26 protein-coding genes and 1 tRNA gene are annotated in these 26,336 nt (G+C 43.4%); 3 read left to right on the forward strand and 24 right to left on the reverse strand.

What is annotated here, in order from left to right:
* Window positions 1–15: 15 nt before the first annotated feature.
* Window positions 16–849: a cytochrome C assembly family protein gene (locus tag JOC95_RS11335; RefSeq protein WP_204416172.1), complete on the reverse strand. Its 834-nt coding sequence runs from the start codon at window positions 847–849 to the stop codon at window positions 16–18.
* A gap of 15 nt (window positions 850–864) precedes the next feature.
* Window positions 865–2,235, reverse strand: coding sequence for a glutamyl-tRNA reductase (gene hemA / locus JOC95_RS11340; protein ID WP_204416174.1), 1,371 nt, complete (start codon window positions 2,233–2,235; stop codon window positions 865–867).
* A 236-nt stretch (window positions 2,236–2,471) separates the two neighbouring features.
* On the opposite strand from hemA, the gene JOC95_RS11345 reads away from it, so the two are divergent.
* A complete protein-coding gene (locus JOC95_RS11345; protein ID WP_204416176.1) occupies window positions 2,472–2,954 on the forward strand; it encodes a LiaF transmembrane domain-containing protein in 483 nt (160 codons plus the stop codon).
* A 58-nt stretch (window positions 2,955–3,012) separates the two neighbouring features.
* Here JOC95_RS11345 and JOC95_RS11350 read toward each other — a convergent pair whose 3' ends face one another.
* The 6 genes from JOC95_RS11350 to lonB all read right to left on the reverse strand — a co-directional run bounded on the left by JOC95_RS11350 (window position 3,013) and on the right by lonB (window position 11,037).
* Window positions 3,013–3,744: an amino acid ABC transporter ATP-binding protein gene (locus tag JOC95_RS11350; RefSeq protein ID WP_204416178.1), complete on the reverse strand. Its 732-nt coding sequence runs from the start codon at window positions 3,742–3,744 to the stop codon at window positions 3,013–3,015.
* An 11-nt stretch (window positions 3,745–3,755) separates the two neighbouring features.
* Window positions 3,756–4,418, reverse strand: coding sequence for an amino acid ABC transporter permease (locus tag JOC95_RS11355; RefSeq protein ID WP_204416180.1), 663 nt, complete (start codon window positions 4,416–4,418; stop codon window positions 3,756–3,758).
* A gap of 84 nt (window positions 4,419–4,502) precedes the next feature.
* On the reverse strand, window positions 4,503–5,285 hold the full coding sequence (locus tag JOC95_RS11360; protein ID WP_204416182.1) for a transporter substrate-binding domain-containing protein: 783 nt from the start codon (window positions 5,283–5,285) through the stop codon (window positions 4,503–4,505).
* A 283-nt stretch (window positions 5,286–5,568) separates the two neighbouring features.
* A complete protein-coding gene (gene yihA, locus JOC95_RS11365; protein ID WP_204416184.1) occupies window positions 5,569–6,153 on the reverse strand; it encodes a ribosome biogenesis GTP-binding protein YihA/YsxC in 585 nt (194 codons plus the stop codon).
* On the reverse strand, window positions 6,150–8,474 hold the full coding sequence (lon, locus tag JOC95_RS11370; RefSeq protein ID WP_204416186.1) for an endopeptidase La: 2,325 nt from the start codon (window positions 8,472–8,474) through the stop codon (window positions 6,150–6,152). The genes yihA and lon overlap by 4 nt, the downstream gene beginning before the upstream one ends.
* An 877-nt stretch (window positions 8,475–9,351) precedes the next feature.
* Window positions 9,352–11,037: an ATP-dependent protease LonB gene (gene lonB / locus JOC95_RS11375; RefSeq protein WP_204416188.1), complete on the reverse strand. Its 1,686-nt coding sequence runs from the start codon at window positions 11,035–11,037 to the stop codon at window positions 9,352–9,354.
* A gap of 143 nt (window positions 11,038–11,180) precedes the next feature.
* Between lonB and JOC95_RS11380 the strand changes: the two genes are divergently transcribed.
* Window positions 11,181–11,747: a tubby C-terminal domain-like protein gene (locus JOC95_RS11380; RefSeq protein ID WP_204416190.1), complete on the forward strand. Its 567-nt coding sequence runs from the start codon at window positions 11,181–11,183 to the stop codon at window positions 11,745–11,747.
* A gap of 45 nt (window positions 11,748–11,792) precedes the next feature.
* On the opposite strand, the gene clpX is transcribed toward JOC95_RS11380, so the two are convergent.
* The 15 genes from clpX to JOC95_RS11455 all read right to left on the reverse strand — a co-directional run bounded on the left by clpX (window position 11,793) and on the right by JOC95_RS11455 (window position 25,342).
* Window positions 11,793–13,061, reverse strand: a complete 1,269-nt coding sequence (clpX, locus tag JOC95_RS11385) for an ATP-dependent protease ATP-binding subunit ClpX (RefSeq protein ID WP_204416192.1) — start codon at window positions 13,059–13,061, stop codon at window positions 11,793–11,795.
* A 367-nt stretch (window positions 13,062–13,428) separates the two neighbouring features.
* A complete protein-coding gene (gene tig / locus JOC95_RS11390) occupies window positions 13,429–14,715 on the reverse strand; it encodes a trigger factor (RefSeq protein WP_204416194.1) in 1,287 nt (428 codons plus the stop codon).
* 226 nt (window positions 14,716–14,941) lie between these two features.
* Window positions 14,942–15,964 (reverse strand): tetratricopeptide repeat protein, encoded by a 1,023-nt coding sequence (locus JOC95_RS11395; RefSeq protein WP_204416196.1) that lies wholly within the window; start codon window positions 15,962–15,964, stop codon window positions 14,942–14,944.
* Window positions 15,965–16,141: 177 nt separating this feature from the next.
* Window positions 16,142–16,218 (reverse strand) — tRNA-Arg (locus tag JOC95_RS11400).
* A gap of 286 nt (window positions 16,219–16,504) precedes the next feature.
* The gene (locus tag JOC95_RS11405; RefSeq protein ID WP_204416198.1) at window positions 16,505–17,008 is read right to left on the reverse strand and encodes a metallophosphoesterase; all 504 of its coding nucleotides are present in this window, start codon (window positions 17,006–17,008) and stop codon (window positions 16,505–16,507) included.
* A gap of 12 nt (window positions 17,009–17,020) precedes the next feature.
* Complete coding sequence (locus JOC95_RS11410; protein WP_204416486.1) at window positions 17,021–17,623, reverse strand: XTP/dITP diphosphatase; 603 nt, start codon at window positions 17,621–17,623, stop codon at window positions 17,021–17,023.
* A gap of 2 nt (window positions 17,624–17,625) precedes the next feature.
* Entirely contained in the window at window positions 17,626–18,393 is a 768-nt protein-coding gene (gene rph, locus JOC95_RS11415) for a ribonuclease PH (RefSeq protein ID WP_204416200.1), read from the reverse strand.
* A gap of 138 nt (window positions 18,394–18,531) precedes the next feature.
* A complete protein-coding gene (locus tag JOC95_RS11420; RefSeq protein WP_204416202.1) occupies window positions 18,532–19,623 on the reverse strand; it encodes a GerMN domain-containing protein in 1,092 nt (363 codons plus the stop codon).
* Window positions 19,624–19,755: 132 nt separating this feature from the next.
* Window positions 19,756–20,565, reverse strand: coding sequence for a glutamate racemase (gene racE, locus JOC95_RS11425; RefSeq protein WP_204416204.1), 810 nt, complete (start codon window positions 20,563–20,565; stop codon window positions 19,756–19,758).
* Window positions 20,566–20,574: 9 nt separating this feature from the next.
* Window positions 20,575–21,027 (reverse strand): MarR family winged helix-turn-helix transcriptional regulator, encoded by a 453-nt coding sequence (locus tag JOC95_RS11430; RefSeq protein WP_204416206.1) that lies wholly within the window; start codon window positions 21,025–21,027, stop codon window positions 20,575–20,577.
* Window positions 21,028–21,257: 230 nt separating this feature from the next.
* Window positions 21,258–21,482: a spore germination transcription factor GerE gene (gene gerE, locus JOC95_RS11435; RefSeq protein ID WP_047972062.1), complete on the reverse strand. Its 225-nt coding sequence runs from the start codon at window positions 21,480–21,482 to the stop codon at window positions 21,258–21,260.
* 137 nt (window positions 21,483–21,619) lie between these two features.
* Window positions 21,620–22,084 (reverse strand): acyl-CoA thioesterase, encoded by a 465-nt coding sequence (locus tag JOC95_RS11440; RefSeq protein ID WP_204416208.1) that lies wholly within the window; start codon window positions 22,082–22,084, stop codon window positions 21,620–21,622.
* A 91-nt stretch (window positions 22,085–22,175) separates the two neighbouring features.
* Window positions 22,176–22,943, reverse strand: coding sequence for a succinate dehydrogenase iron-sulfur subunit (gene sdhB / locus JOC95_RS11445; protein ID WP_472926650.1), 768 nt, complete (start codon window positions 22,941–22,943; stop codon window positions 22,176–22,178).
* The gene (sdhA, locus tag JOC95_RS11450) at window positions 22,940–24,700 is read right to left on the reverse strand and encodes a succinate dehydrogenase flavoprotein subunit (RefSeq protein ID WP_204416210.1); all 1,761 of its coding nucleotides are present in this window, start codon (window positions 24,698–24,700) and stop codon (window positions 22,940–22,942) included. Before sdhA ends, sdhB begins: the two co-directional genes overlap by 4 nt.
* Before the next feature lie 33 nt (window positions 24,701–24,733).
* Window positions 24,734–25,342, reverse strand: coding sequence for a succinate dehydrogenase cytochrome b558 subunit (locus tag JOC95_RS11455; protein WP_204416212.1), 609 nt, complete (start codon window positions 25,340–25,342; stop codon window positions 24,734–24,736).
* 355 nt (window positions 25,343–25,697) lie between these two features.
* On the opposite strand from JOC95_RS11455, the gene JOC95_RS11460 reads away from it, so the two are divergent.
* Entirely contained in the window at window positions 25,698–26,138 is a 441-nt protein-coding gene (locus tag JOC95_RS11460; protein ID WP_239582849.1) for a YslB family protein, read from the forward strand.
* Between the two features lie 10 nt (window positions 26,139–26,148).
* Here JOC95_RS11460 and JOC95_RS11465 read toward each other — a convergent pair whose 3' ends face one another.
* Window positions 26,149–26,319 carry a hypothetical protein gene (locus tag JOC95_RS11465; protein WP_204416214.1) on the reverse strand — a complete coding sequence of 57 codons (171 nt, stop codon included), beginning with the start codon at window positions 26,317–26,319 and terminating at the stop codon, window positions 26,149–26,151.
* Window positions 26,320–26,336: the final 17 nt, after the last annotated feature.

The following is a 26,336-nucleotide window of genomic DNA, read 5'->3' on the forward strand; positions in this document are numbered from 1 at the left end:
CCTATAACGGGTTCTCTATAGAATCCAAAAATGGAAATTTGATAGTTGGCTTAACAGGAAAAAATTTATCAATATCACCAAGAAAGCGGCAATATTCCAGTTAGCAATAGCCTTGCCTGTTATCCCCTTTGCCAAACGCTGATAAAAATAATAGCTGTATCCTGCTATGACAAGAAAAGAACCAAGCACCTTTGCATCGTACCAGACAAATTCGGAAAGCTTCACGGAAGCCCAGATACTGCCTAAGATCAAGGAGAGAAGCAGCATCGGGACCCCGATGACATTCAGTACATAACTCATATGGTCAAGCTTTGACAGGTCCTGTATGCGCAGAAGCCGTTTCCCCCACTTTTTACGCTTTAACAGATTGTATTGCAAAATGTAGAGAAGCGAAAAGACAAAGGATAGTGAAAATGCCCCGTAAGAAAGAATGGCCATCGTTATATGAATGATCAGAAGTTCCGATACAAGAGCCTGAGCCACCACCTGGGATTCATGCTGTATAGGGGTGAAAGTATGTAAGGCCATGACAAGGAACCCTATGACGTTGGTGAAAAATACGATAAAGTCGACCCGCAGTATCCGGTTGATGATCAAGGAAAATGTAATGAGTACCCAGGTATAGAAGTACATCCCCTCATAAATGGTGAGGATCGGGAATCTTCCTGTATCGATCATGCGCAGAAATAAAAAAATTGTTTGCAGCACCCAAACAATTGCAAGTAACCAGAAGGCCGTCTTATTGGCCTTCCGGTTATTATGAAGATAATCGGTGAAATATAGCAGTACACTCAAGGCGTAAAGAATGATAGTAAACTCGTATAGCCTTGCTATTGTCATCTCTAGCATATTTTCAGGCCTCTCTTACGACTGGAACGTCGCTGCATGAGGAAGCGGAATGCCAACGGGAGCATTCGTGCTTTTCTCCTTTTTCACAGCATAATACTGTGTTTGGACTTCTTGTTGTACCGCTTCTTCAATATTAAAGATTTTAGTAAACAATTCTAGAGACTCTTGTGCATCAGGCTCAGAAGAGAGCTCTTTTGCACGAAGGATCGGATCACGGAGCATCTGGTTGATGATGCTTTTCGTGTGCTTGTTCAACACCTTGATTTCGCGTTCACTCAAGTGAGGAAGCTTTCTCTGGATGCTTTGCATCGTCTCAGACTGGATGTCCAAGGCTTTTTGACGAAGTGCCGAAATGACAGGGACCACGCCTAATGTATTCAACCAATGCTTGAACTCGACAATTTCCTCTTCAATGAACAGTTCAATCTCTTCGGCAGCTTTTTTGCGTTCTGAAAGATTTGCTTGGACAATTCCTTGAAGGTCATCGATATCATAGAGGAATACACTCTCAAGCTGATCCAGTTCAGGGTCGAGGTCGCGCGGTACAGCGATGTCCACCATAAATAGCGGACGGCCCTTACGAATCCTCTCAACATAGATCATGTCTTCTTTTGTAATCACAAACTCTTTTGCTCCGGTAGAAGAGATAAGAATATCCGCTTCTACCAACGAACAGGATAGCTCTTTGATCGATTTCGCTTTACCCTCGAAACGATGAGCCAGGCTTTGTGCTTTTTCCAATGTACGGTTGATGACCGTAACCTTCTTTACCCCGTTGCTGTGAAGATTCTGGACGGCGAGTTCTCCCATTTTACCTGCGCCTAAAATTAACACATGCTTATCTGTTAAATCACCAAAGATTTTTTTGGCAAGCTCCACTGCTGCATAGCTGACAGAAACTGCATTAGAACCGATCTCCGTTTCGGAGTGCGCTCTCTTTGCCAGTGTGATAGCCTGTTTGAAAAGTTGGTTGAAAATGGTCCCCACTGTCTGATTCTCTTGAGCGGAGAGGAAGCTTGTACGGATTTGTCCAAGAATCTGGGTTTCCCCAAGCACCATGGAGTCCAATCCACAGGAAACACGATACAAATGCTCGATTGCCCCATCATTTTCATAGATGTTCAAATATGGAGAAAACTCCTCCTTGTCCAAACCGAACCATTCAGCAAGGAAAGATTTAATATAATAACGTCCAGTATGCAACTGATCGACCACTGCATATACTTCCGTACGATTGCAGGTAGAAACGATGATGTTCTCTAGGATGGATTTGCGATCCTTCAATGCTATCATCGCTTTATCAAGTTCAGTTGGATTAAAAGTTAATTTTTCACGGATTTCAACAGGGGCCGTCTTATAATTAACGCCGACTACTATAATATGCACTTGTCCGTACACCCCCAGGAAAATTATGATCTATAAAAATTATAACATGACTGTTTAGCGAAACATCTGTTAAAATGTGAACAAATGGTTGCCATTTTTAAGTAATATACCCGTACTGAATAAATACATTTCTCTTATATGTTACAAACATTACAATTCTTTTATTCACCAACTTGTACATTAACAGATATTTTACGTAGAATCAAGGTTTCAGGCTTGATTTCAAGGAGGAAAACATGAAGAAAAACAGCTTTTTGCCAGGATTGCTCCTGCTCTTATTTGGAGCATATTTCCTATTGGAACAGATGAACATCGAGCTATGGCAGGGAACCTTTACGTGGCCGACCATTCTCGTTATTACAGGCTTTGCATTATTGTTACAAGCTTACAAGCAGAACGATCATGCTAACATTCTACCAGGCTTTGTACTTCTCGGAGTCGGCCTGCATTTTCATTTGAAAGGTCAGCTTGCTTTTTGGCCTGATCACTTTGCCGTGATTATCCTCATTGTGGGACTGGGTTTTATATTCCGCTACCAAAAGACAAAAAACGGTCTGTTTGAAGGCCTCGTGCTCAGTGTAATCGCGAGCTTCTTCTTATTTTCCAATACCCTTATGGAGATGCTTGGAACCGTGGAAAACAGATTTTCCACCATACATACTTTCTGGCCAGCGGTGCTCATCCTTATCGGAGCCTATCTTATTTTCAAGAAGAAATAATCAGAAAAAGACCTACGACAATTTCCAATTCATTGTTGTAGGTCTTTTCTGTGATGATTTATAGTACCGCGTCCAAGAATTCCTTCGTCCGCTGATTTTTCGGTTCATTAAATAGTTGGGATGGGGAACCTTCCTCGACGATTTTCCCATCATGCATATAGACCACTCGATCAGCCACTTCTTGAGCGAATCCCATTTCATGGGTCACCACTACCATGGTCATTCCCTCTTCCGCAAGCTCTTTCATCGTCTTCAGCACTTCCCCTACAAGCTCTGGATCCAGGGCCGAGGTAGGTTCATCGAAGAGCATGACTTCCGGTCTCATGGCAAGTGCACGCGCGATTGCGACACGCTGCTTCTGCCCTCCGGAGAGTTTGCTCGGATAGACGTTCTCCTTGTCCGACAGTCCGACTTTTGCCAAAAGATCGGAGGCAATCTTTTTTGCTTCGGCTTTTTTCAGCCCTTCCACCTGGATAGGTGCTTCCATGACATTTTCCAGAACTGTTTTATGTGGAAACAGATGGAAATGCTGAAACACCATTCCCACTTTTTGACGGACCTTGTTCAGGTTGTCCTTTTTGACATCCACTTCCTTCCCGTCAATCACGACGGTTCCGCTATCCTTCATTTCAAGGAAGTTCATGCATCGAAGAAGGGTACTTTTCCCTGAACCACTTGCTCCTATCAGGCACACCACTTCTTTATTGTTTACTGTCATCGATATATCCTTCAACACATGCAAGGAACCGAATGATTTATTCAGATTATTCACTTCAATTTTTGTACTCATCCGTCATCCTCCTATCTGTCGCTCACTGAGAATTTTCGTTCCAGCATATTTACGATAATTCCGATCAATCCAACAAGAACCAAGTAGTAAACGGCTACAACCAATAAATATGTCATGACATCGTATGTGTTTGCCCCTTGAGTCTGGGCAACGTTGAACAGTTCATAGAATCCGATGAATGCCGCAAGTGATGAATCCTTCAGACCTATGATGAACTGATTCCCGAGTGGCGGAAGCGCCCTTCTTACAGCCTGTGGCAGGATGATGCGTCTCATCGTCAGCTGCCTTGTCATCCCAAGTGAACGACCCGCTTCCATCTGCCCTTTATCGATGGATTGTATGGTACCCCTGAAAATTTCTGCTATGTATGCACCATTATGAAAAGCCAATGCCAGGGAAATCGACCAGAATGCCGAAATGTTATACTCAACCAGACCAAAGTAGATAACAAAGATCTGAACAATCAATGGTGTTCCACGGACAAGGTAGATATACGCGTTGGCGATCCACTCAAGTACTTTGATTTTGGAGATTTTTAAAAAGGCAAAAAATAGACCGATAAAAAGTGCAATTAATATGGATACTGCCGTAATCTGCAGGGTTTTAAGCATCCCTCTCAGGAACATGTCATATGTACCCATGAATACTTCAATAAAATGCGCCAAGCTTGGCATATTTTTCACTCTCCTTCTTGCGATTTAAAAAGATGTGTGGTGTATAGACACCACACATCTAGATCAAATAAAGTAACAATTCATTTACTCTTTAGGCTCTGTTGTGATATCTTCTCCGAAGTATTTCTCACTGATTTCTTTAAGCTTTCCGTTTTCACGCAATGTTTCCAAAGCTTTGTTTACCGCTTCAAGGAGCTTCTCATTGCCCTTGGCGATACCGATTGCCTGTTCACTTCTTTCCAACAGTTCGCGACCCTCAAGTTTCATCCCTGCACCAATCGCTTCCCTGCCGGTGACAAAGTCTGTCACTACTGCATCATGACGGCCGTTGTTCAAGGCCTCCAATGCGACAACATCACTGTCATAGTTGACGACATTGTCAGATACACCTTCCATGATATCCGCATAGGTGGAGCCCCTGGAAACGGCCACCTCCATACCCTTCAAATCATCCAAAGTCTGAATGTCGCTGTCAGGACGAACAAAGATCTGTGGTCCGGAATAGTAGTATGGTGTGGAGAAGTCCACTGCCTCGGCACGCTCCGGTGTGATGGTATGACTTGCAACGGCAGCATCGAATCTTCCGCTTTTCACACCTTCCACGATACTTGCAAATGTATATTTCTTCTGAACCGGCTCAAGGCCAAGCTCTTCTGCTACCGCTTCCGCCACTTCGATATCAAAGCCGCTCATCTTACCTGAACCATCCGTTACGCTGAATGGTTTGAATTCACCTGATGCCGCATATGTAAACTTTCCGTCGTCCACTAGCTCATACCCTTCATCCGACGTTGTCTTGCCTCCGCCGCATGCTGCTAGAATAGTAGATAATAAGAACAGTGTCACTAATAATAATCTCTTTTTCAATTTCCTGAATCCCCCTTGATGAGTATTTTTATGTACTAGTTAAATCGTAGCATTTTCACAAAACTGCCACAAATACGGTTTGAGTGGGTATCTTTTGATAATTCTGTATATTCACGCGTAAGCAAAGACTACCCCCATGTAACATAGAGATGCTCCCACATACTCCCGTATCCTTTCTATTCCCTTTCGACAATTCTGAATAAACCTATATTTTATAACTTTTTAGAAAAATTAAGTATAAAAGCAAAAAAGCGGCAGGACTAATGTCCTACCGCTTCATGTGTTATTTCATCCTCTTTTGGAGGATGCCCCAAACTTCATCTTTACCATGACCCGTTTCAGAAGAGAATAGAATCACTTCATCTTCCTGGACCATGTCCAATGTTTCTCTTACTACTTTCTTATGCTTCTGCCATTTGCCTTTTGGAATTTTATCCGCTTTTGTTGCAATGACGATCACCGGAAGATCATAATGCTTCAGATAGTCATACATGGTCACGTCGTCCTTGGAAGGAGGGTGGCGAAGGTCTACTATCATCAGGACGGCACGAAGCTGTTCACGTGAAGTCAAATAAGTCTGCATCATCCTGCCCCATGCGTCACGTTCGGATTTTGGCACTTTAGCGAATCCATAACCCGGCACATCCACAAAATGAAGCATTTCATTGATCAAATAAAAGTTCAATGTTTGTGTTTTACCTGGCTTGGAAGAAGTCCTTGCAAGGTTTTTACGATTGATCATCTTATTGATGAACGATGACTTCCCTACATTGGAACGGCCTGCAAGGGCAAATTCCGGCAAAAGGCCACTCGGATACTGTTCTGGTTTTACGGCACTGATTACTATTTCTGCTTGTGTTACTTTCATTGTTTCTCTCCTGTTAATGCGTGTTCCAACACTTCATCTAAATGTGATACTAAGACAAACGTCAAATCTTCCCGCACACTTTCTGGAATATCATCCAAATCTTTTTCATTATCTTTTGGTAGTATTACTGTCTTCAGTCCTGCTCGATGCGCACTTAAAGATTTCTCTTTCAGTCCGCCAATCGGCAGCACCCGACCTCTTAAGGTGATCTCCCCGGTCATACCCACCTCTTTGCGGACCGGTTTGCCGGTCAAGGCGGAGATAAGGGCTGTTGCCATTGTGATACCTGCCGAAGGTCCGTCTTTCGGTACGGCTCCTTCAGGCACATGTATGTGGATATCATTTTTCTCATTAAAATCAGGATCGATATTCAACTCTTTCGCTCGTGAGCGGATAAAGCTGAATGCCGCATGTGCAGATTCCTTCATCACATCGCCAAGCTTCCCTGTCAGGAGCAGCTTTCCTTTACCCGGAGATAAAGAAACTTCTATGGATAGGGTATCTCCTCCAACGGTAGTATAGGCCAATCCTGTTGCTACACCGACTTGATCCTCTAGCTCAGCCTGACCATAACGGAATTTCGGCTTTCCTAAAAATTCCGGCAGATTCTTGTTGGTGATGATGACTCGCTTCTTGCTGCCGGAAACGATGATTTTGGCTGCTTTCCTGCAGATGGAGGCGAGCTGTCGCTCCAGACTACGGACTCCCGCTTCTCTCGTATGGTAACGGATGATGGAAAGAATCGCTTCATCACGGATCTGAAGCAGATTTTTCTCAAGTCCATGCTCTTTCGCCTGCCTTGGCAACAGGTGATCTTTACCGATATTCAGCTTCTCGATCTCCGTATAACCCGCGATTGTAATGATCTCCATACGGTCACGCAGCGGCCCAGGGATCGTCGCCAGGTTGTTGGCTGTCGCCACAAACATGACGTTCGATAAATCATAGGCTTCTTCGATATAATGATCGCTGAAATTAAAATTCTGTTCCGGATCCAGGACCTCCAGAAGGGCTGAAGAAGGATCGCCACGGAAATCGTTGGACATTTTATCGATTTCATCCAATAGGAAAACAGGATTGATCGTTCCCGCCTTTTTCATCCCTTGGATGATACGGCCCGGCATGGCACCGACATAGGTTCTTCTATGACCGCGTATCTCAGATTCATCCCTCACCCCGCCGAGTGATACCCGGACGAATTTTCGGTTGAGGGATTTTGCAATGCTTCTAGCAAGTGACGTTTTACCCACTCCAGGGGGTCCCGCCAAACAAAGGATCGGCCCCTTCAGTGATTTGGTCAGCTGTTGCACCGCCAAATACTCAAGCACCCGTTCCTTCACATTTTCCAAGCCGAAATGATCTTCATTCAGGATTTGCTCGGCTCTTTTAATATCAAGCTGATCCTCTGTGGAGATGTCCCATGGCAAGCCCAATAGCCAGTCGATATAATTGCGGATCACCGAGCTTTCGGCAGAACTGGATGGGATTTTTTCGTACCGGTCGATTTCCTTCAATGCCGTCTTCTTTACGTTCTCCGGCATATCGATTTTGCTTAGTTTTTCTTTCAGTTCTTCAATTTCGCCTGATTTGCCTTCCTTATCACCAAGCTCCTTTTGAATGGCCTTCATTTGTTCACGCAAGTAATATTCCTTTTGTGTGCGTTCCATCGACCGCTTCACGCGAAGACCTATTTTCTTCTCCAATTGCAGTACTTCTTTTTCGTTATTCACATACTTGATCACTTTATGAAGCCGATCCTTTACATCCCTTGTTTCGAGGACCGCTTGCTTTTCTTTCATTTTTAAAGGGAGATGCGAAGTGACGATATCAGCCATTCTCCCCGGCTCAGCAATATCAGATACCGTATGATACGTCTCAATGGTCGTCTTCTTTGAAAGCTTTGTATATGTATGAAAGTATTCCAATAACGTCCTCATCAACGCTTCGTCCTCTGCATCCTTATCCTCTGTATCAGGATAGGTCAGCAACTTCGCTTCCCAATGAGTTTCCAGCTCGATGAACTCTTCGATCTTTGCACGCTCGAGCCCCTCTACCAGCACCCGGACGGTACCATTTGGAAGCTTCAGCATCTGCTTCACCTTCGTCAAGGTTCCCCATTCATACAGATCCTCTTCTGACGGTACATCCGTGCTTACCTCTTTTTGTGTAGAAAGAACTACAATATTATCATTCAGCATTGCTGTTTCCAAGGCCTGAATGGATTTATCCCTGCCCACATCCAAGTGAAGCACCATCGTCGGAAACACCATCAAACCTCTTAAAGGCAATAATGGAACATGATATTCCTTATTCTCTGCCATCGTAACACCCCCGTACGCTCTTCCATTGTTGTTGCATCTTTGTTCAATTCTATCCTAATTGCATAGCCCTGTCTAATTAAGAGTGGGCAAATGCAAAGAAAAGATATTGTTTGTACTATTCTTTACTTGTTTCAAGAAGTTATAAGGAAAACCAGTAGTAAAAATTTTACCTTTTTAGGGGTGGAAGTGCAATAAATGAGTTTGATTGAAGGTGTAAAAAGAGGTTGAATAAGGAATGGTTAATGGTTGATTCACTTACTGCTCTCTTTTACTTGGGGTGAGGGTATCAATAGGGGGGATTGATTCTGATTGCTTCCTTCATTTCCCTCGTTTACATATGGTGAGGGTATCAAAAGCACTGATTGATTCCCTCACTCCTCTCTTTTACCTTGACTGAGGGCATCAAAAGCACTGATTGATTCCCTCACTCCTCTCTTTCACCTTGAGTGAAGGTATCAAAAGCACTGATTGATTCCCTCACTCCTCTCTTTCACCTTGAGTGAAGGTATCAAAAGCACTGATTGATTCCTTCACTCCTCACTTTTACCTTGACTGAGGGCATCAAAAGCACTGATTGATTCCCTCACTCCTCTCTTTCACCTTGAGTGAGGGTATCAAAAGCACTGATTGATTCCCTCACTTCTCTCTTTCACCTTGAGTGAAGGTATCAAAAGCACTGATTGATTCCCCCACTACTCTATTTTACTTAGAGTGAGGGTATCAACAGCCATCCTTGATTCTCCCACTACTCTATTTTACTTAGAGAAAGGGTATCAAAAGACGTCCTAGATTCCCTCACTACCCATCATAAACGGCAATGAGGGTATCATTTACACGATACCCTCACGAAAATTTACATTTATAGAAGCAAACTGTTTTACATCGATTCCGTCTTCGGTACAGCCAATGGCACCTGAATGATATTCTCGATAATGGTGTCGGTCGCTTTTTCCCTTACGAGGGCCAAGTCGAGCACTTCCTGGAATCGATGCACAGGTATCACTTCGATTCCTTCAATTTCCTTGATGATCGACTGCATATTCTCTGCAGGGATGATCACTCTTTTTGCACCTGCCTGTTTGGCTGCCTTGATCTTCGGTATCACGCCACCGATAGGCTTGACGGTACCATGTATACTGATTTCCCCTGTCATCGCAATCAGATTGGACACAGGCAATTTGAAGATGGCGGAATAGATTCCCGTCGCCATTGCTATCCCTGCTGAAGGTCCATCAATCGGGACACCTCCCGGGAAATTCACATGGATATCAAAATCGGCAGCAGGCACTCCCAGTGACCGCAGTACCGTGATGACATTTTCCACCGAACCCTTGGCCATACTTTTCCGGCGCACCGATTTTCCGCTTCCCCCACCAAGGCTTTCCTCTTCCACGATCCCTGTAATATTCACCGTACCCTTTTTAGGCTCGGTCGGGATGGCGGTTACTTCAATTTCCAATAACGCACCTGAATTCGGTCCGAACACAGCGAGGCCATTTACGAGACCAAGCTGCGCATCTTCCTTGATTTTATTTTCATATTTAGGCGCCAGCTGACTGGAGTGGATGACCCATTCAATGTCTTCAAGCTTTACTTCATATCTGTCTTCTGTAATGGCAAGGCCAGCGGCAATCTGCATCATGTTTACCACTTCCCGCCCATTTCTTGTGTATGATGCGAGCAGACTGATTCCAGCCTCCTCTGCTGTCATATGTATCTTATCCACAGCGTTTCTTGCCACCACTTCAAGCTCTTCCTTGTCCAATTCACGGAAAAAGACTTCCATACAGCGGGAACGAATCGCTGGGGGTATTTCGTTTGGCGTTCGTGTAGTTGCACCAACCAGCCGGAAATCAGCAGGCAGGCCATTTTGAAAAATATCATGGATATGTTGAGGGATTTGATGATTCTCTTCACTATAGTACGCACTATCAAGGAATACTTTTCGATCTTCAAGCACTTTCAGGAGTTTATTCATTTGAATGGAATGCAACTCGCCGATTTCGTCTATGAAAAGCATCCCTCCATGTGCATGTGTCACAGCGCCCTGCTTTGGCTGCGGGATACCAGCTTGTCCCATCGCACCTGCTCCTTGATAGATTGGGTCATGCACGGATCCAATCAACGGATCGGCGATTCCCCTTTCATCGAATCTGGCTGTGGTAGCATCCAGTTCAATAAATACTGCAGAGGATTTAAAAGGTGATTTCCTGTTCTTTTTAGCTTCCTCCAACACCAATCGCGCTGCAGCAGTTTTCCCCACTCCAGGAGGCCCGTAAATGATGACATGCTGTGGATTGGGTCCGCAAATTGCCGCTTTCAAGGCTTTGATTCCATCTTCTTGCCCGACTATTTCTTTAAAACTGGTCGGTCTCACTTTTTCCGCCAAAGGCTCGGAGAGAGAGATGCTTCTCATTTTACGCAGTTGTTCCATTTCCTTTTTTGACTCTTTATCAATCGAGACTTTCTGAGTCCGTTGATTTCGTAGCAGGTTCCAAAAATAGAGTCCGATGATGACCCCAAAGAAAAGCTGTATAAACAGTGCAATACCTGTCCAAGACATAATTACCCTCCTGCATTCGTGATGTGATTATTTGCTAGTATCTCCGTGCAAAAGATGGAATAAACCACAAATATGCATTTGGTTAAATTATGAAACATTTCCTTTTTTCATCCGTATAAAGAGAATAAAGGGGGGTACTTTTTTTGCAGGAATATACATTTACTTTGCCGCTATTCAAATATTCATCGAAGCCGATAATAATTTCTGACCTTGAAGGACAAAAAATAGCCTCTTTTGAACGTACCTATCGAAAGAAATGGATAGAAATCATGTCTAAAATGCCTATCCCGATCATTTCCGAAGGTGTCATCGTGTTTTTCGGAAAAAAAGATTGCAAAGGAACCGCACAAAACGGGGAAGAACTTATAGTACAGGAGCGAACCTTCAAGGAGAACTTATTGCGGATGAAGTGGGATGTTCTTATCAAAACTCAACATAATGAAGAAACGAAACATTCTTTAAAGGATATTTCTAAAGTAAAGACTCATGGCAGGTTCATATATGAAAAAGAGAATGAAAAATTTACGATTGAAAAGGATCTGTTCAATCGTACTGCATACGTAAAATGCGAGAGTAAGCTTGTGGCCGAAATCAAAGTGGAGAAGCGATTCCCAAAGCCGAGATTTAAATTTGTAATTCATGGGGAAAGTCTCATTTCCCCATTGGAGATTGGGGTTCTCTATTATATTTTCAATATGCAGTTTGATTAAAATACATAGAAAAGAGCACCCCAAAAAGGAGTGCTCTTTCACTATTTATGCAGATGTCTTTTCGTCCTCTTTCAATTCGGATCCATCATCCAGAATCAGTTTTGGAGCGACATTGTTTGATACGGTATCAGCTGTGATGACACATTTTTTAATATCATCCCTTGAAGGAAGCTCATACATCACATCAAGCATGATTCCTTCAATGATCGATCTTAATCCACGTGCGCCAGTCTTTCTTTCGATTGCCTTTTTCGCAATCTCGACTAGAGCTCCATCTTCAAACTCAAGCTCGACATTATCAAGATCCAGCATCTTTTGATATTGCTTCACAAGAGCATTTTTTGGTTTAGTCAGGATTTCGATCAATGCATCCTCGTCAAGCGGCATTAAGCTTGCCGTTACTGGAAGACGTCCGATGAACTCAGGGATCAAACCAAAGCGAAGAAGATCTTCCGGCAACACTTTAGAAAGAAGTTCCTTTTGCTCAAGCTCATCCGCTTTTGTTTCGACAGTTCCGAAACCGATGACTTTTTTACCTAGGCGGCGCTTGATAATCTGTTCGATTCCGTCAAATGCCCCACCGCAAATGAATAGGATATTCGTTGTATCGATCTGAATGAATTCCTGATGAGGGTGCTTGCGTCCGCCTTGAGGAGGCACACTTGCAACAGTACCTTCCAAAATCTTCAGCAACGCTTGTTGAACACCTTCTCCGGAAACGTCGCGCGTAATGGATGGGTTCTCCGACTTACGTGCCACTTTATCGATTTCATCGATGTAGATGATTCCTTTTTCGGCTTTTTCCACATCATAATCCGCTGCCTGGATCAGTTTCAATAGAATGTTCTCTACGTCTTCCCCTACATAACCAGCCTCTGTCAAAGAAGTCGCATCGGCAATCGCGAATGGAACATTCAGGATTCTTGCCAGTGTTTGCGCCAATAACGTTTTCCCGCTACCTGTAGGTCCGATCATGGCAATATTACTCTTTGCAAGCTCGACATCATCGATCTTGCTGTTGGAATTGATTCGCTTATAGTGGTTATATACCGCTACGGAAAGCGATTTTTTCGCAGACTCCTGGCCAATAACATATTCGTCTAAAATATCACGGATCTCTTTTGGCTTTGGAACGTCTTTAAACTCGACTTCTTCCTCTGTACCCAGTTCCTCTTCCACGATCTCTGTACAAAGTTCAATACATTCATCACATATGTATACACCTGGCCCAGCAACAAGTTTTCGCACTTGATCCTGTGTTTTCCCACAGAAAGAACATTTTAATTGTCCTTTTTCATCATTAAATTTAAACAAATTGTTTCACCCCTTATCATTTCTCTCTATTCTCATCCACCGGCTGGCTAAGATAAAACAAAGAATAGAAATACCGAACAGGCTATCATCCTGCCCAGCTTCCTTATCCAATAGGAAAAATAAATCAATTTCCATTATTCAAAACGAATAGTTATGTACTGCATTTTACCACATAATTACCTAACATTTCTAATAATATCTCTTTGGTTATGTATGGATATTTTAGAGGAAGAGTCCGTACTATTGTATCCATGATATGAAATAAATAACACAGCGATGGGTGGAAATAAAGGAAAATCTAATCAGAATCTTGTCCAGATGGTACAAAACAAGGCACGATCAAGTCGCGCCTTGTCTCTTATTATTATTATGCAACATCTTTACTGTTTTCTACAAGGAAATCAATTGCTTTTCTGATTTTCAAATCTTCTTTAAGACCTTCCAAGCTTCCTAATGCTTGCTTGATCTGTTCTACAGGCATATTGTACATGCCAGCCATTTTTTCTACTTCTTCGTTCGCTTCTTCATCTGTAACTTCGATGTTTTCAGCTTTAGAGATAGCTTCAAGCGTCAAGTTCATTTTCACACGCTTTTCTGCATCTTCTTTCATTTGAGTGCGAAGAGCCTGTTCGTCCTGACCAGAGAATTGGAAGTAAAGATCCAAAGTCATGCCTTGCATTTGAAGGCGTTGTTCGAATTCTTTAACCATGCGATCAGTTTCTGTATTCACCATAGCTGCCGGGATTTCAACTTCAGTGTTTGCAGCTGCTTTTTCCACTAGCGTGTCGCGAAGGTGATTGTCAGCTTCTGTCTTTTTAGATTCTTCAAGACGAGCTTTAGTTTTTGCTTTAAGTTCTTCAAGCGTTTCAACTTCTTCGTCTACATCTTTCGCAAACTCGTCGTCAAGTGCAGGAAGTTCTTTTGTTTTGATTTCGTGAAGCGTCACTTTGAATACTGCAGGCTTACCAGCAAGCTCTTCAGCATGATACTCTTCAGGGAAAGAAACTTCAACATCTTTCTCTGCTCCAGCAGTCATTCCAACCAGTTGCTCTTCGAAACCTGGGATGAACGTGTTAGAACCGATTTCCAAAGAATAGTTCTCCGCTTTTCCACCTTCGAATGCTTCGCCGTTAACGAAACCTTCAAAGTCCATTACAACTGTATCGCCGTTTTCAACAGCACCTTCTTCTTTTACTACAAGCTCAGCTTGACGCTCTTGAAGGCCTTTTAATTCAGCTTCTACATCTTCGTCAGATACGTTTGCATCAAGACGCTCAACTTCTAATCCTTTGTATTCGCCAAGTTTCACTTCAGGCTTCACGATTACTTTGGCAGTGAATACCAATTTCTCGTTTTTGCCGATTGTTTCGATATCGATTTCCGGTTGATCTACCGGCTCGATTCCAGTTTCAACCACTGCATTGGAGTATGCAGTCGGAAGAATGATATCCAAAGCATCTTGGTATAAAGATTCAACACCAAAGCGTTGTTCGAACATCCCGCGAGGAATCTTCCCTTTACGGAATCCTGGTACGTTTACTTTTGTTACAACTTTTTTGAATGCAGCGTCTAGCCCTTTGTTAACAGTATCAGCGTCAACTTCAACTGTTAATACGCCTTGATTTCCTTCTAACTTTTCCCATTTTGCAGACATGATTTTCCCTCCAACATCTATTTTCGAAAAAGATAATGGTCATCTAACAAGCATTATCCAATCGGTTTAACCACACATGTTAATGCGGTTGTCTGTTAATAAAATTTACTGCATGCACATTCCTGATAACCCCAATCAACTTGGGGAAATCTAGAAACCTATATGGTATATACAGTTTACAACCCTTACATTATAACATAACCTGCAATGAGTTCAACAGATACCATTATAAATGTAAAAATGAAAAATCTTCAAGCTTTCTAATCTGACTGATGATATCCTTCATTTCGATTGCTGATAAATGATACATAGCCAATAATTCTTCCTCATCTGAATGGATCATGTATAATTCATTCCCTACTTGATGCAATCCAGCAGCCCATTTTTCCGGGGAGGCTGGATTGAATGGAATTGGGAACTGTACCGTATGTATCCTGACGAGCAATTCTTTAAGGCTTTCAAAAAGGATCGGATTTTCACAGTTCACTGTATCTTCCAATACAAGTATCACATCGTTCAGAAACGGATCTTCCTCACCAGATGGCAGATCCTTCGGTACGACCGTTGCTGCCTCGCCAAGCTTATGTAAGGTTATTTCACTATCCACACCTTGTTCCTTCAGCATATGCAGGAGAAATGTCTTCAACACTGGATGCTTCCCCTCATCCTGAAGAAAAGCTTCAATTTCAGGGAGGTAGGGGCGGATATGCATGTTTTTTAATTGCTGAATGATTTCGTATTGTTTTTGCAGGGACCCATTATGCAATTGTTCAATCGGAAATGCATGATGATCTTCCTCCTGCACTTCAGCCATTGACTCGCCAGCGCCATCCTGCCCCGGGAGCATTTTTCTGGCAAACTCCAATAGCTGATAAAAATTCTGTGCATACTGGGACGGGATCTTATCTTCCTCCAGGATCGCCTCGATTGTATTCTTCACTTCACCATACTCTTTCAGCTGTATCAGGATCGTGATATAGATCTGGAGGATGTGAAAGTAATCGCCGATGTCTTCCCTCAGCATTTTCTTGCATCGGTTCTTCGCCTCTGCCAGCTGTCCGAGCTCCATATAACAGACTATCATACCAAGCTCGACTTCCGCATAGGCGTATTCGTTTTCCCTTGCTTGTTCGAACAGCGCAAGCGCCTCGGAAAATTTCTTTTCCTTCATTGTGTTCATTGCTTTTTCCAATAATCGTTGTTTAAGGTTCGGAAACTCAACAACTTTTTTTCTCTGTTTATTTTTCATATGTATTTTCCATCCTATTTTTTTGTGGAAATATTTGAAACAAGTGTATCAATGTTTAGTATGGAGTACAAGCGATATAAGAAGAGCGGTCCTTAGAATAAAAAAACACCATATACAATTTTATCAACACTCAAAAGGTAAGTGCTCATAAAAACGTATATGGTGCTTTAGGTAAAATGGCGTCCCAGGAGGGATTCGAACCCCCGACACACGGCTTAGAAGGCCGTTGCTCTATCCTGCTGAGCTACTGGGACAAAATTTAAGTGGAACTTACTTTTCAAGTTGTCGTCCCGATTTTTCGGGGAGATAATTCAGGATGCTAAAAATCGGTACGCTGTAGTGTTTCAAGGAAGCATATTCGATCGTGCTCTATCCTGCTGAGCTACTGGGACATGTTAATGTCACAAGAAATATTTACTAATTATCATCAGCGACAAGATTTATTATATGAGATAGGGAATCTAAAGTCAACACTTTTTCAAAAACTTTTCTCATATAACTTTTATAGAGAAAAAAGAGAGAGAAGTGACCCTCCCCTCTCTACTTGTTGAAGGTATGAGAGGATAACCTCTCTCCCTTTTCATTATAGTAGTGTACGAAAAAGTCCAAATTTGTTTCTTCTATTATAGCATAGGTTTTATGCCGTGTCATACGTGGCAAGCTGATGCTGCCAGGGTTCACAAAGAGGATCCCTCCCGTATATTCCGCTCCTGCGATATGGGAATGGCCGAAGCAGACGATATTCGCCTCCTCCTCTTGTGCTACATACTTGATGGGCATCAAGGACGATTTAACCTGATGAAGGTGACCATGAGTGATAAAGAAGCGATTGTCGTTTACTTCTTTGATTAATTGCAACGGATAATCACTATCGAAGTCACAATTACCCCTCACGCCGTCAAACCCTTCCATCTCCTTACTATTGAACGGCAATTCCGAATCCCCACAATGAATGAAATGCTCCACATCATCTTGATGCCGTGCCTTCAGTTGCTCCAGGACATCCGTTTGTCCATGGTTGTCACTGACAACTAATACTTTCATCCTCTCTCACTCCTAATTTGTGAGAAATAGTTCATCCCACTGTTTGGTTAAAAGCTTGATGGCATTACCTCTGTGGCTGATTTCACTTTTTTCTTCTTTTGTGAGCTGTGCCATCGTCAACCCCTTTTCTTCAACAAAGAAAACCGGATCATACCCGAATCCATTTTCACCAATCGGCTGATGAGCGATCCTACCTTCACAGGTACCACGGACAGTATGTTTCTTACCTGAAGGCTGCACGACTGCCAGAACACATACGAATCTTGCCGTTCTTTTTTCATCTGGTACATTTTCAAGCTTCGTTAACACCTTCAGATAATTTTCCCTGTCATTTTTATCAGTACCCGCGTAACGCGCAGAATACACCCCCGGTTCTCCATTCAGGGCATCCACTTCCAGTCCGGAATCATCGGCAAGAACGGTCTTGCCAAGGTGTTCCGCTAAGGCAGATGCCTTCAAAAGGGCATTTTCTTCAAAGGTTGTCCCTGTCTCTTCCACTTCGGAGACTTCCGGGAAATCAGCCAATGATTTAACCTTTATTCCCTTTGGTTCGAAGATTGTCTGGAACTCTTTTACTTTTCCCGGATTGTTCGTGGCAATGATAATCTCTTGCATGGTCACAGTCCTTTCACTTCCTCTTTCGTTTTACCTATATGATCCGCAATTGCACCAAGGGCCTGTTTTTGGCATTCCACCAGCTGCAGCATCCCTTCTTCTGCAAGGTCCAAAAGCTCATTAAGCTGTTTTCTGGAAAAAGTGGCTTCCTCTCCAGTTCCCTGAAGCTCCACAAAATCCAAAGATCCCGTCATGACGACATTCATATCCACTTCCGCTTTTGAATCTTCTATGTAATTCAAGTCTAGGATGGGACCCTCCTGTGCATCGATCCCTACCGATGTAGCTGCAAGGTAATCCGTGATTGGCAAGGCTTTGATTTTTTTTGCTTCCACAAGTTTCTGAAAAGCGAGAACCATCGCCACAAAGGCACCTGTAATCGATGCAGTTCTTGTTCCACCGTCAGCTTGAATCACGTCGCAATCAATCCAGATCGTCTTTTCACCAAGCTTCTCCAAATCGACCACTGAACGCAGCGCCCTTCCGATCAGGCGCTGAATTTCCATTGTACGGCCTGACACTTTCCCTTTTGTGGATTCCCTCATGGTTCTTTTTTCTGTCGCTCTAGGCAGCATGGAATATTCGGCGGTTATCCAACCTTTCCCTTGCCCTCGCATGAACGGCGGTACTCGATCTTCGACGGTAGCTGTACAGATTACCTTCGTTTCCCCGACAGTTATCAGCACAGATCCCTCAGGATGGGTTATGTAATTGGGGATAATTTCGATTTTTCTTAGTTCATTATTTTCTCTTCCATCAACTCTCGGCATATTCTTAACTCCTTTTCTTATTGTAGGCTGCATGATAAAAAGGCTAACAGCAAGAGTGTACAATCTTGATTCAATAGGAAAAAGAGGCAGTTACCCACCTCTTCACATGTCCTACATTAGTATATCAAATATCAGAGATTAAAACCTGCCTGTATTCACATTTTCAGGTCGGGCAACAGGCTCGGATACATTCGTGCCATCTGTAGCCATCAAGCCGCCTTCCCCATTTACTGTGATGGAAATGGTCTCTACCCCGGCCTGCTCGGTTAAAGTAAGTACGAGGGAATCTACAACCGCCCTGGATACAACCTTTTCCTCAAGCCCGAGGATATCTTCATTGAAATCAAGTGTCAGGTTGCCATTGGCATATTGGGGTTCGGATAAAAGCTTGATTTCATTGTTCAATTCCTTTGTCAGGCCTGAATTATAGGAAGGACCGGCAACCAAGGCATTGACAATGGCAGCGTAATCGTTTGATTCTTTCATCGCCAGACGCTTTGTGACAGGAACATAGTACGGATCTCCTTCATTGTTATCTGCGACAAAATAGAGGGTTACCGCACGGGTATTTCTAATATCGACAGTTTCAGAAGTATCAAGATTGATACCGTTGGACCTGCTTACGCCTTTTCCAATCGGTGTCTTATTCACTGGCATCACTTCCTGATTATGCCCGTTGACTTGAATTTGCACCCTTTTCACATTAGGGAATTGCGTCAATGTCCAGGTGATGGATTCAAGGATTTTCTTTTCATCATTCGGATCATATTCAATGAACTCATTGGAGAAGTCAGCAACAATTGTTCCATCCTCCTTCAGGTTCACATCCACTTCTGTACCTGCCGGAAGGACCGCACGGAATCCATTAGGCAGCAAATCCTCTATAGGCCCGCCCTGCACCAGATGTTCCAGGGCTTGTTTTGCCGTACCTTCCGTCTTTGGCAAATCAAATGTTTGTGAAACAACATAGCCGTTGCTGTCGATTAAGTATAATTCCCTTTTGGTTGTTTCCGTTGCAGCTTCATCCTCACCATCAGTTGCTGTTCCCTCTGTTTCGGTTCCTTCTGTTTCTTCAGTTACATCCCCTGCATCATCCACATAGCTGACATCCTTTGGAATATCTGCTTCAGGTGCCGCCTGCTCATCTCCTCCGAACAATCCACATCCAGACAATAATACTGATGATGCAAGAACAGCTGCAGCAGTCATTTTCACTTTTTTATTAGACATAGGTTTCCCTCCTAAGACGGTTTGTACTAACATGTATACGAGCCCTATGCTAAAAATAGACCGGATGGAAAAAGAATTTGTGCAAAAAGAAAAACTCCTTCCGTGTTGGAAGGAGTCTCTTCTTTTTAGTCCCTATATCGATATTGGCTCCAAAACAATCGTTTTTACGTTCTTAACCCTCTGTCCGAACAGCTTGGATGCGATTTTTTCAAAAAGCTCCCTGGAACCTGTTGTATAGAATACGTGCTCGTCCTTGGAGCTTTTTTGGTTCAGGAGTTTCTTGAAGTTCAGGATCGTACTGACTTCCCGTGCCGTCTCGTCACCGGAGCAGATCAGTTGGACATCCTGCCCCATCACTTCCTGAATGGCCGGACGCAGCAATGGGTAATGCGTGCATCCAAGGATCAGTGTATCCATGTCCATCCCCTGGAAAGGAATAAGAGTATCCCGGACAATGTCTATGGCTGTAGCACCATCGAACTCTCCGCTTTCCACCAATGGTACAAAGTTCGGACATGCCAGACTGTCGACCGTGACATCATTGTTGATGGATTTCAATGCGGTTTCGTATGCACCGCTGTTTACAATGCCTATCGTTCCTATTACACCAACGTGGTTGTTGGAAGTCACTTTCAACGCGGTCCTGGCACCTGGGTCCACTACACCTATGACAGGGATATCCAACTGTTCCCTGATTTCCTCCAATACCACAGCTGTTGCCGTATTGCAGGCGATCACGAGCATTTTGATATCATGCAACAGCAGAAATCTTGTCATTTCCCAAGTGAATCTGCGGACTTCTTCTGCTGGTCTTGGTCCATATGGACACCGGGCCGTGTCTCCCAGATAGATTATTCTCTCTTTTGGAAGCTGTCGCATGATTTCCTTCGCAACAGTCAATCCACCAACCCCTGAATCAATAACACCAATTGGTCTTTGCAACTAAATCCCTCATTCTTTCATTTCTAGATGTAATCGTGCTAAACACTTTTCTAACATGAAAATCTCATCTTGTGAATAGTTCTTTAGGATGTTTCGCAAATATTCCTGTCTCTTATGCACTACTTCTTCAATGATGCGTGCGCCTTCTTCCAACAGATGGATACGTACTACACGGCGGTCGTTGGGATCTTTTACACGCTGAACAAGTTCATTTTTTTCCATGCGATCAACCAGGTCCGTTGTGGTGCTGCAAGCGAGGTACATCTTTGTGGAAAGTTCCCCGATTGTCATATCCCCGCCTTCCATCAACCATTGCAAAGCAACGAATTGTGGAGGTGTAATCGTATAATTGCTAAGGATTTCGCGACCTTTCTGCTTAACCAGTGTCGCTATGTATCTTAATGATTTTTCAATATCCGCTACCAATTGATCTTCTGATACTAACTCATTTTGTTTAGTCATTCCCGACCCTCTTTCTACAAATATGTCTTTTTATCTATATTCTGTCATTACTTGCGAAGTTGTTAGTGATACGAAATGTAATGCTCTCCTTACCATTCTCTTATGTTTTACGCCAAAAAGCAAGAAGTAACAGCTAATAAACATAGGAGAACCAATCGTAATACTTGGGTTTGAATAAAATAACCGACTATCTTACTTAACAAATTTGTTAACAGATAGCCGGCAGATTATTAAAGCTCTAACTCTCCCATGCGAAGAAGCTCGACAACTGCTTGGGACCGCCCCTTGACTCCCAGCTTTTGCATAGCGTTTGAAATGTGGTTCCGAACTGTTTTCTCACTGATAAACAACTCACCAGCAATCTCTTTTGTTGTTTTATCTTGAACTAACAGCTCAAATACTTCTCTTTCTCTTTTGGTAAGCAATGGCTTTGGTTGAAACTCTTTCTCCTTCAATAATTGTAACCCTCCTTGCCTTAGCCAGAGCTGAACTAGCGGATGGGTGTATATTTAGTCATGGTATAATATGTTAACAGGCAGGATGGAGTTACATCTAAATATGCAGTTTTTCTTCAGAAAGAGAAAAAAAGGCGTTAATTTTTTATTGAAAGCGGAGAAAGGAACAAACTGCGCTGTTCCTCGCTCCAAGCTTCCCCTTTTCCTGTATGCTTGTTAAGTTGGACCATTCGCCCCCTCCCAACAAAGCAAGGTTCACCATTCTCCCGCTTTCCGAGGTAATGCAAGTCCACAGAGGACGTCCCCAGTTCATTCGCTTTCACACAGATTTCCAGCTTTTCACCGAAATACACCTGCTTCAGAAAATCGCATTGCAGATCTGCCACTACTGGAATGGTGCTGCTGGAAGCTCTTGTCCAATCCTGCATGAATCCCAAGGCTTTAAAGAACTCTATTCTTGATTCTTCAAAATAAACGAAGGGAACTGTGTTGTTCATGTGACCGAACATATCGGTTTCCGAGAAGCGGACAGTCACCTGATGACTGAATGAGAATTCATTCATCCAATTTTGCATATCGCTTATATAAGCTGTATTTTTCATCTCTGATACCTCACTTATTTTCAATATCTTCTGACAAATCATTTGTTTGTAAAAAAACGCCCCTTAACAAGAAAGAGGCGTTCATTTTTATTTATGCTTGGTCACTTCCAAAGAAATTACGGAACATCTGAATGGTCGTATCTCTGTTCAGTGCCGCAATGGAAGTAGTCAATGGAATTCCTTTAGGGCAAGACTGTACACAGTTCTGTGAGTTACCACAGTTGGCAAGCCCGCCGTCACCCATGATTGCTTCAAGGCGTTCTGATTTGTTCATCTCCCCTGTTGGATGCGCATTGAATAATCGCACCTGGGAAAGAGGAGCAGGACCGATGAAGTCCGATTTGCTGTTTACGTTAGGACATGCTTCAAGGCAAACACCACAAGTCATACATTTAGAAAGCTCGTAAGCCCATTGGCGTTTTTTCTCAGGCATACGAGGACCAGGTCCCAGATCATAAGTGCCGTCGATCGGAATCCATGCTTTTACCTTTTTCAAGGAATCAAACATACGGCTTCTGTCCACCTGCAGGTCACGGACAACCGGGAATGTGCTCATCGGCTCTAGTACGATCGGCTGTTCCAACTGGTCGACAAGCGCTGTACAGGATTGACGCGGCTTTCCGTTGATCACCATGGAGCACGCACCACAGACCTCTTCCAAACAGTTCATATCCCAGTTTACAGGAGTTGTAGCTTTCCCTTCTGCATTCACTGGGTTACGGCGCACTTCCATCAAGGCGGAAATGACGTTCATGTTAGGACGGTAAGGCAATTCAAATGTTTCATAGAAAGGGGTTCCATCAGGACCATCTTGACGCTTCACTTTAAACGTTACTGTTTTTGTTTGTTCAGCCATCATTCTTTACCCCCTTTTTTCTTAGAGTAGTCACGCTTACGCGGCGGAATCAAGCTGACATCCACATCTTCGTAATGGAACTCAGGCGCAGATTTAGGGCCAGTGAATTTCGCCATCGTTGTTTTTAGGAATTCTTCATCATTACGTTCCGGGAAGTCCGGTTTATAGTGCGCACCGCGGCTTTCATTACGGTTATAGGCACCGATTGTCACGACACGCGCCAATTGAAGCATGTGGAATAGCTGACGTGTGAATGCCGCTCCCTGGTTGCTCCATTTTGCAGTGTCATGGATATTGATATTGTCATAACGCTCTAATAGTTCCTGGATTTTCGCATCCGTCTGTAAAAGCTTATCGTTGTAACGGACAACAGTTACGTTATCAGTCATCCACTCGCCCAGCTCTTTGTGAAGAACATACGCGTTCTCCGTACCATTCATCGTCATGATGCGGTTCCATTTCTGCTCTTCTTCTTTTACATAGCGATCGAAAAGGGACGTTCCAAGTGAATCTGTCGATTTTTCAAGTCCGTTCATGTATTCAACCGCTTTTGGACCAGCTACCATACCGCCATAGATGGCAGAAAGAAGGGAGTTGGCACCTAGACGGTTCGCACCATGCTGGGAATAATCACATTCTCCTGCTGCAAATAGGCCTTGAATGTTTGTCATCTGGTCATAATCGACCCACAGACCACCCATGGAATAGTGAACAGCCGGGAAGATCTTCATTGGCACTTTACGAGGATCATCACCCATGAATTTTTCATAGATTTCGATGATTCCGCCAAGCTTGATATCAAGTTCTTTCGGATCTTTATGAGAAAGATCAAGGTAAACCATGTTTTCGCCGTTTACACCAAGTTTCTGATTGACACACACGTCAAAGATTTCACGCGTTGCAATATCACGAGGAACAAGGTTACCGTAGGCAGGATATTTTTCTTCAAGGAAGTACCAAGGCTTCCCATCTTTATAAGTCCAGACTCGTCCACCTTCTCCACGTGCGGATTCACTCATCAGACGAAGCTTGTCGTCCCCTGGAATCGCTGTAGGGTGGATTTGGATGAATTCACCGTTTGCATAGTAGGCACCCTGCTGATACACGATCGATGCAGCAGAACCTGTGTTGATGACAGAGTTCGTTGATTTACCGAAGATGATTCCAGGACCGCCTGTTGCCATAATGACAGCATCGGCAGGGAACGAAACGATCTCCATGCTTGTCAGGTTCTGCGCGACAACCCCACGGCATACGCCTTCATCATCGACGACAGTTCCCAGGAACTCCCAGCCTTCATACTTCGTGACAAGACCCGACACCTCATGGCGGCGAACCTGCTCATCCAATGCATATAATAGCTGCTGGCCTGTTGTTGCCCCAGCAAATGCTGTACGGTGATGCTGCGTTCCACCAAAGCGACGGAAGTCCAAAAGTCCTTCAGGTGTACGGTTGAACATAACGCCCATACGGTCCAATAGATGGATGATCCCAGGTGCCGCTTCACACATCGCTTTAACTGGAGGCTGATTCGCTAAGAAATCCCCACCGTATACTGAATCATCAAAATGCTCCCACGGAGAATCCCCTTCTCCTTTTGTGTTTACTGCCCCGTTGATTCCACCTTGGGCACAAACCGAGTGAGAACGTTTAACTGGCACTAATGAAAATAAATCCACTGGTACACCGGCTTCTGCAATCTTAATGGTAGCCATTAAGCCCGCTAATCCACCGCCGACCACGATAATTTTTTTACTCAATGGTAACTCACTCCTTAATAGTTGCTATAGGTCTTATACGAATGCTAATAATGCTCGAACTCCTACGACTGAAAGAGCGACAAAGATACCCATTGTCACGTAGGTAGCAATTTGTTGAGAGCGAGGAGTTACAGTGATTCCCCAGCTTACACAGAAAGACCAGAGGCCATTTGCGAAGTGGAAAATCGTTGCAATTACACCAACAACGTAAAACGCGAACATAGCAGGACTAGCAAGGATGTTAGCCATCATATCAAAGTTCACTTCCGCTCCCCTTGCAGCTGCAATACGTGTTTCCCATACATGCCAAACGATAAAAATCAATGTAATGATTCCTGTGAAACGTTGGACCATGAACATCCAGTTACGCCCATACCCATACTTGCTTACATTGTTTTTTGCTGTAAAAGCAATATATAAGCCGTAGATTGCGTGGAATAAAATCGGAAGGAAAATCACAAAAATTTCTAGCGCATAACGGAACGGCAGGCTCTCCATGAAATGTGCCGCCTTGTTAAATGCATCCGGACTCTTTGTAGCAAAATGGTTTACAACCAAATGCTGAATTAAGAAAATACCAACCGGAATGACTCCTAGAAGCGAGTGGAGTCTTCGAAGTAAAAATTCACGTTCTGTTGCCATCACTTAACCCCCTTTTTAATGTAAGAAAATAGATTAGATGTTTACAAGTTCTTTCTTTCACTATCTATTATAGTAAAAAATCACTCGAACTCCCGCATCCCTTTTTTAAACTTTCAATATAATGAAAGCCTTTACAGATATATCGACAAATATGTGACAAGTTTATTTTACTCCCCCATATTGGAAGCGTCAAGAAAACGCGTACAAAAATTGTAATTTTTGAAAAAGTCAAGTGCAGTTAAATATGTCAGAAAAATAAGATAATATTTTTCTAGTATAAAATACTTCTTCTGCTTCATTTATTTATGGAGGGCCTTTATTATATAATGAGGGTAGTAGAAAGAGGGGAAGTAAATTGACCGAAGCAAACAAGCAGCAAGAACAGCAAGAAGAAATGGACACAACCTTACAAGTCCCTGTTTTTGGGTACGAACTGATACGGGACATGCTCATTCCAGACCTTTTGGGGAAAGACCACGCCCAGATCATCTATTGGTCAGGCAAACAGCTGGCACGCCGCTTCACCATTGGCAGCCAGGAAGAGATAGCCCAGTTCTTCAAGGAAGCGGGCTGGGGAGAGCTAGAGCTCATCGAACAGAAAAAAAATGAAATCAAATACCTCCTAAGCGGGGAAATGGTGAAGCGACGTCTTAAGTTGAATAAGGATGCGATCTTCCAGCTTGAAGCAGGATTTCTTGCCGAACAGGTCCAACGCCAAAAAAACAAAACAGCCGAAGCCATCGAAGAGCAGAAAAAGCGAAACGAAATCTACATCACCGTCCAATGGGACAAATAACCTATACTTTTTAGCGCATGCTCTTTGCATGCGCTTTTCTTTTTGTACGTTTTTGGCTACACCGCTTTGGGTTCGCGTCTTCCTTTGGGGAGTTGATGCGGAACCTGGACGAGTTCGTGCGGAACTGCGCAGAGTTCGTGCCAAAACGGGATAAGTTCGTGCGGAACTGCCCAAAGTTCATGCCGAACTGCTTTTCTC

Source organism: Sutcliffiella tianshenii (assembly GCF_016908565.1).
In the GTDB taxonomy this organism is placed as follows: Bacteria; Bacillota; Bacilli; order Bacillales; family Bacillaceae_I; genus Sutcliffiella_A; species Sutcliffiella_A tianshenii.

Coding starts and splice junctions, on each gene's coding strand:
- JOC95_RS11335 (WP_204416172.1), bottom strand. CDS start 849: ATGCTAGAGATGACAATAGCAAGGCTATACGAGTTTACTATCATTCTT.
- JOC95_RS11345 (WP_204416176.1), top strand. CDS start 2,472: ATGAAGAAAAACAGCTTTTTGCCAGGATTGCTCCTGCTCTTATTTGGA.
- JOC95_RS11350 (WP_204416178.1), bottom strand. CDS start 3,744: ATGAGTACAAAAATTGAAGTGAATAATCTGAATAAATCATTCGGTTCC.
- JOC95_RS11355 (WP_204416180.1), bottom strand. CDS start 4,418: ATGCCAAGCTTGGCGCATTTTATTGAAGTATTCATGGGTACATATGAC.
- yihA (WP_204416184.1), bottom strand. CDS start 6,153: ATGAAAGTAACACAAGCAGAAATAGTAATCAGTGCCGTAAAACCAGAA.
- lon (WP_204416186.1), bottom strand. CDS start 8,474: ATGGCAGAGAATAAGGAATATCATGTTCCATTATTGCCTTTAAGAGGT.
- lonB (WP_204416188.1), bottom strand. CDS start 11,037: ATGTCTTGGACAGGTATTGCACTGTTTATACAGCTTTTCTTTGGGGTC.
- tig (WP_204416194.1), bottom strand. CDS start 14,715: ATGTCTGCAAAATGGGAAAAGTTAGAAGGAAATCAAGGCGTATTAACA.
- JOC95_RS11395 (WP_204416196.1), bottom strand. CDS start 15,964: ATGAAAAATAAACAGAGAAAAAAAGTTGTTGAGTTTCCGAACCTTAAA.
- JOC95_RS11405 (WP_204416198.1), bottom strand. CDS start 17,008: ATGAAAGTATTAGTTGTCAGTGACAACCATGGACAAACGGATGTCCTG.
- JOC95_RS11410 (WP_204416486.1), bottom strand. CDS start 17,623: ATGCAAGAGATTATCATTGCCACGAACAATCCGGGAAAAGTAAAAGAG.
- rph (WP_204416200.1), bottom strand. CDS start 18,393: ATGCCGAGAGTTGATGGAAGAGAAAATAATGAACTAAGAAAAATCGAA.
- JOC95_RS11420 (WP_204416202.1), bottom strand. CDS start 19,623: ATGTCTAATAAAAAAGTGAAAATGACTGCTGCAGCTGTTCTTGCATCA.
- JOC95_RS11430 (WP_204416206.1), bottom strand. CDS start 21,027: ATGACTAAACAAAATGAGTTAGTATCAGAAGATCAATTGGTAGCGGAT.
- JOC95_RS11440 (WP_204416208.1), bottom strand. CDS start 22,084: ATGAAAAATACAGCTTATATAAGCGATATGCAAAATTGGATGAATGAA.
- sdhB (WP_472926650.1), bottom strand. CDS start 22,943: ATGATGGCTGAACAAACAAAAACAGTAACGTTTAAAGTGAAGCGTCAA.
- JOC95_RS11455 (WP_204416212.1), bottom strand. CDS start 25,342: ATGGCAACAGAACGTGAATTTTTACTTCGAAGACTCCACTCGCTTCTA.
- JOC95_RS11465 (WP_204416214.1), bottom strand. CDS start 26,319: ATGAACTTTGGGCAGTTCCGCACGAACTTATCCCGTTTTGGCACGAAC.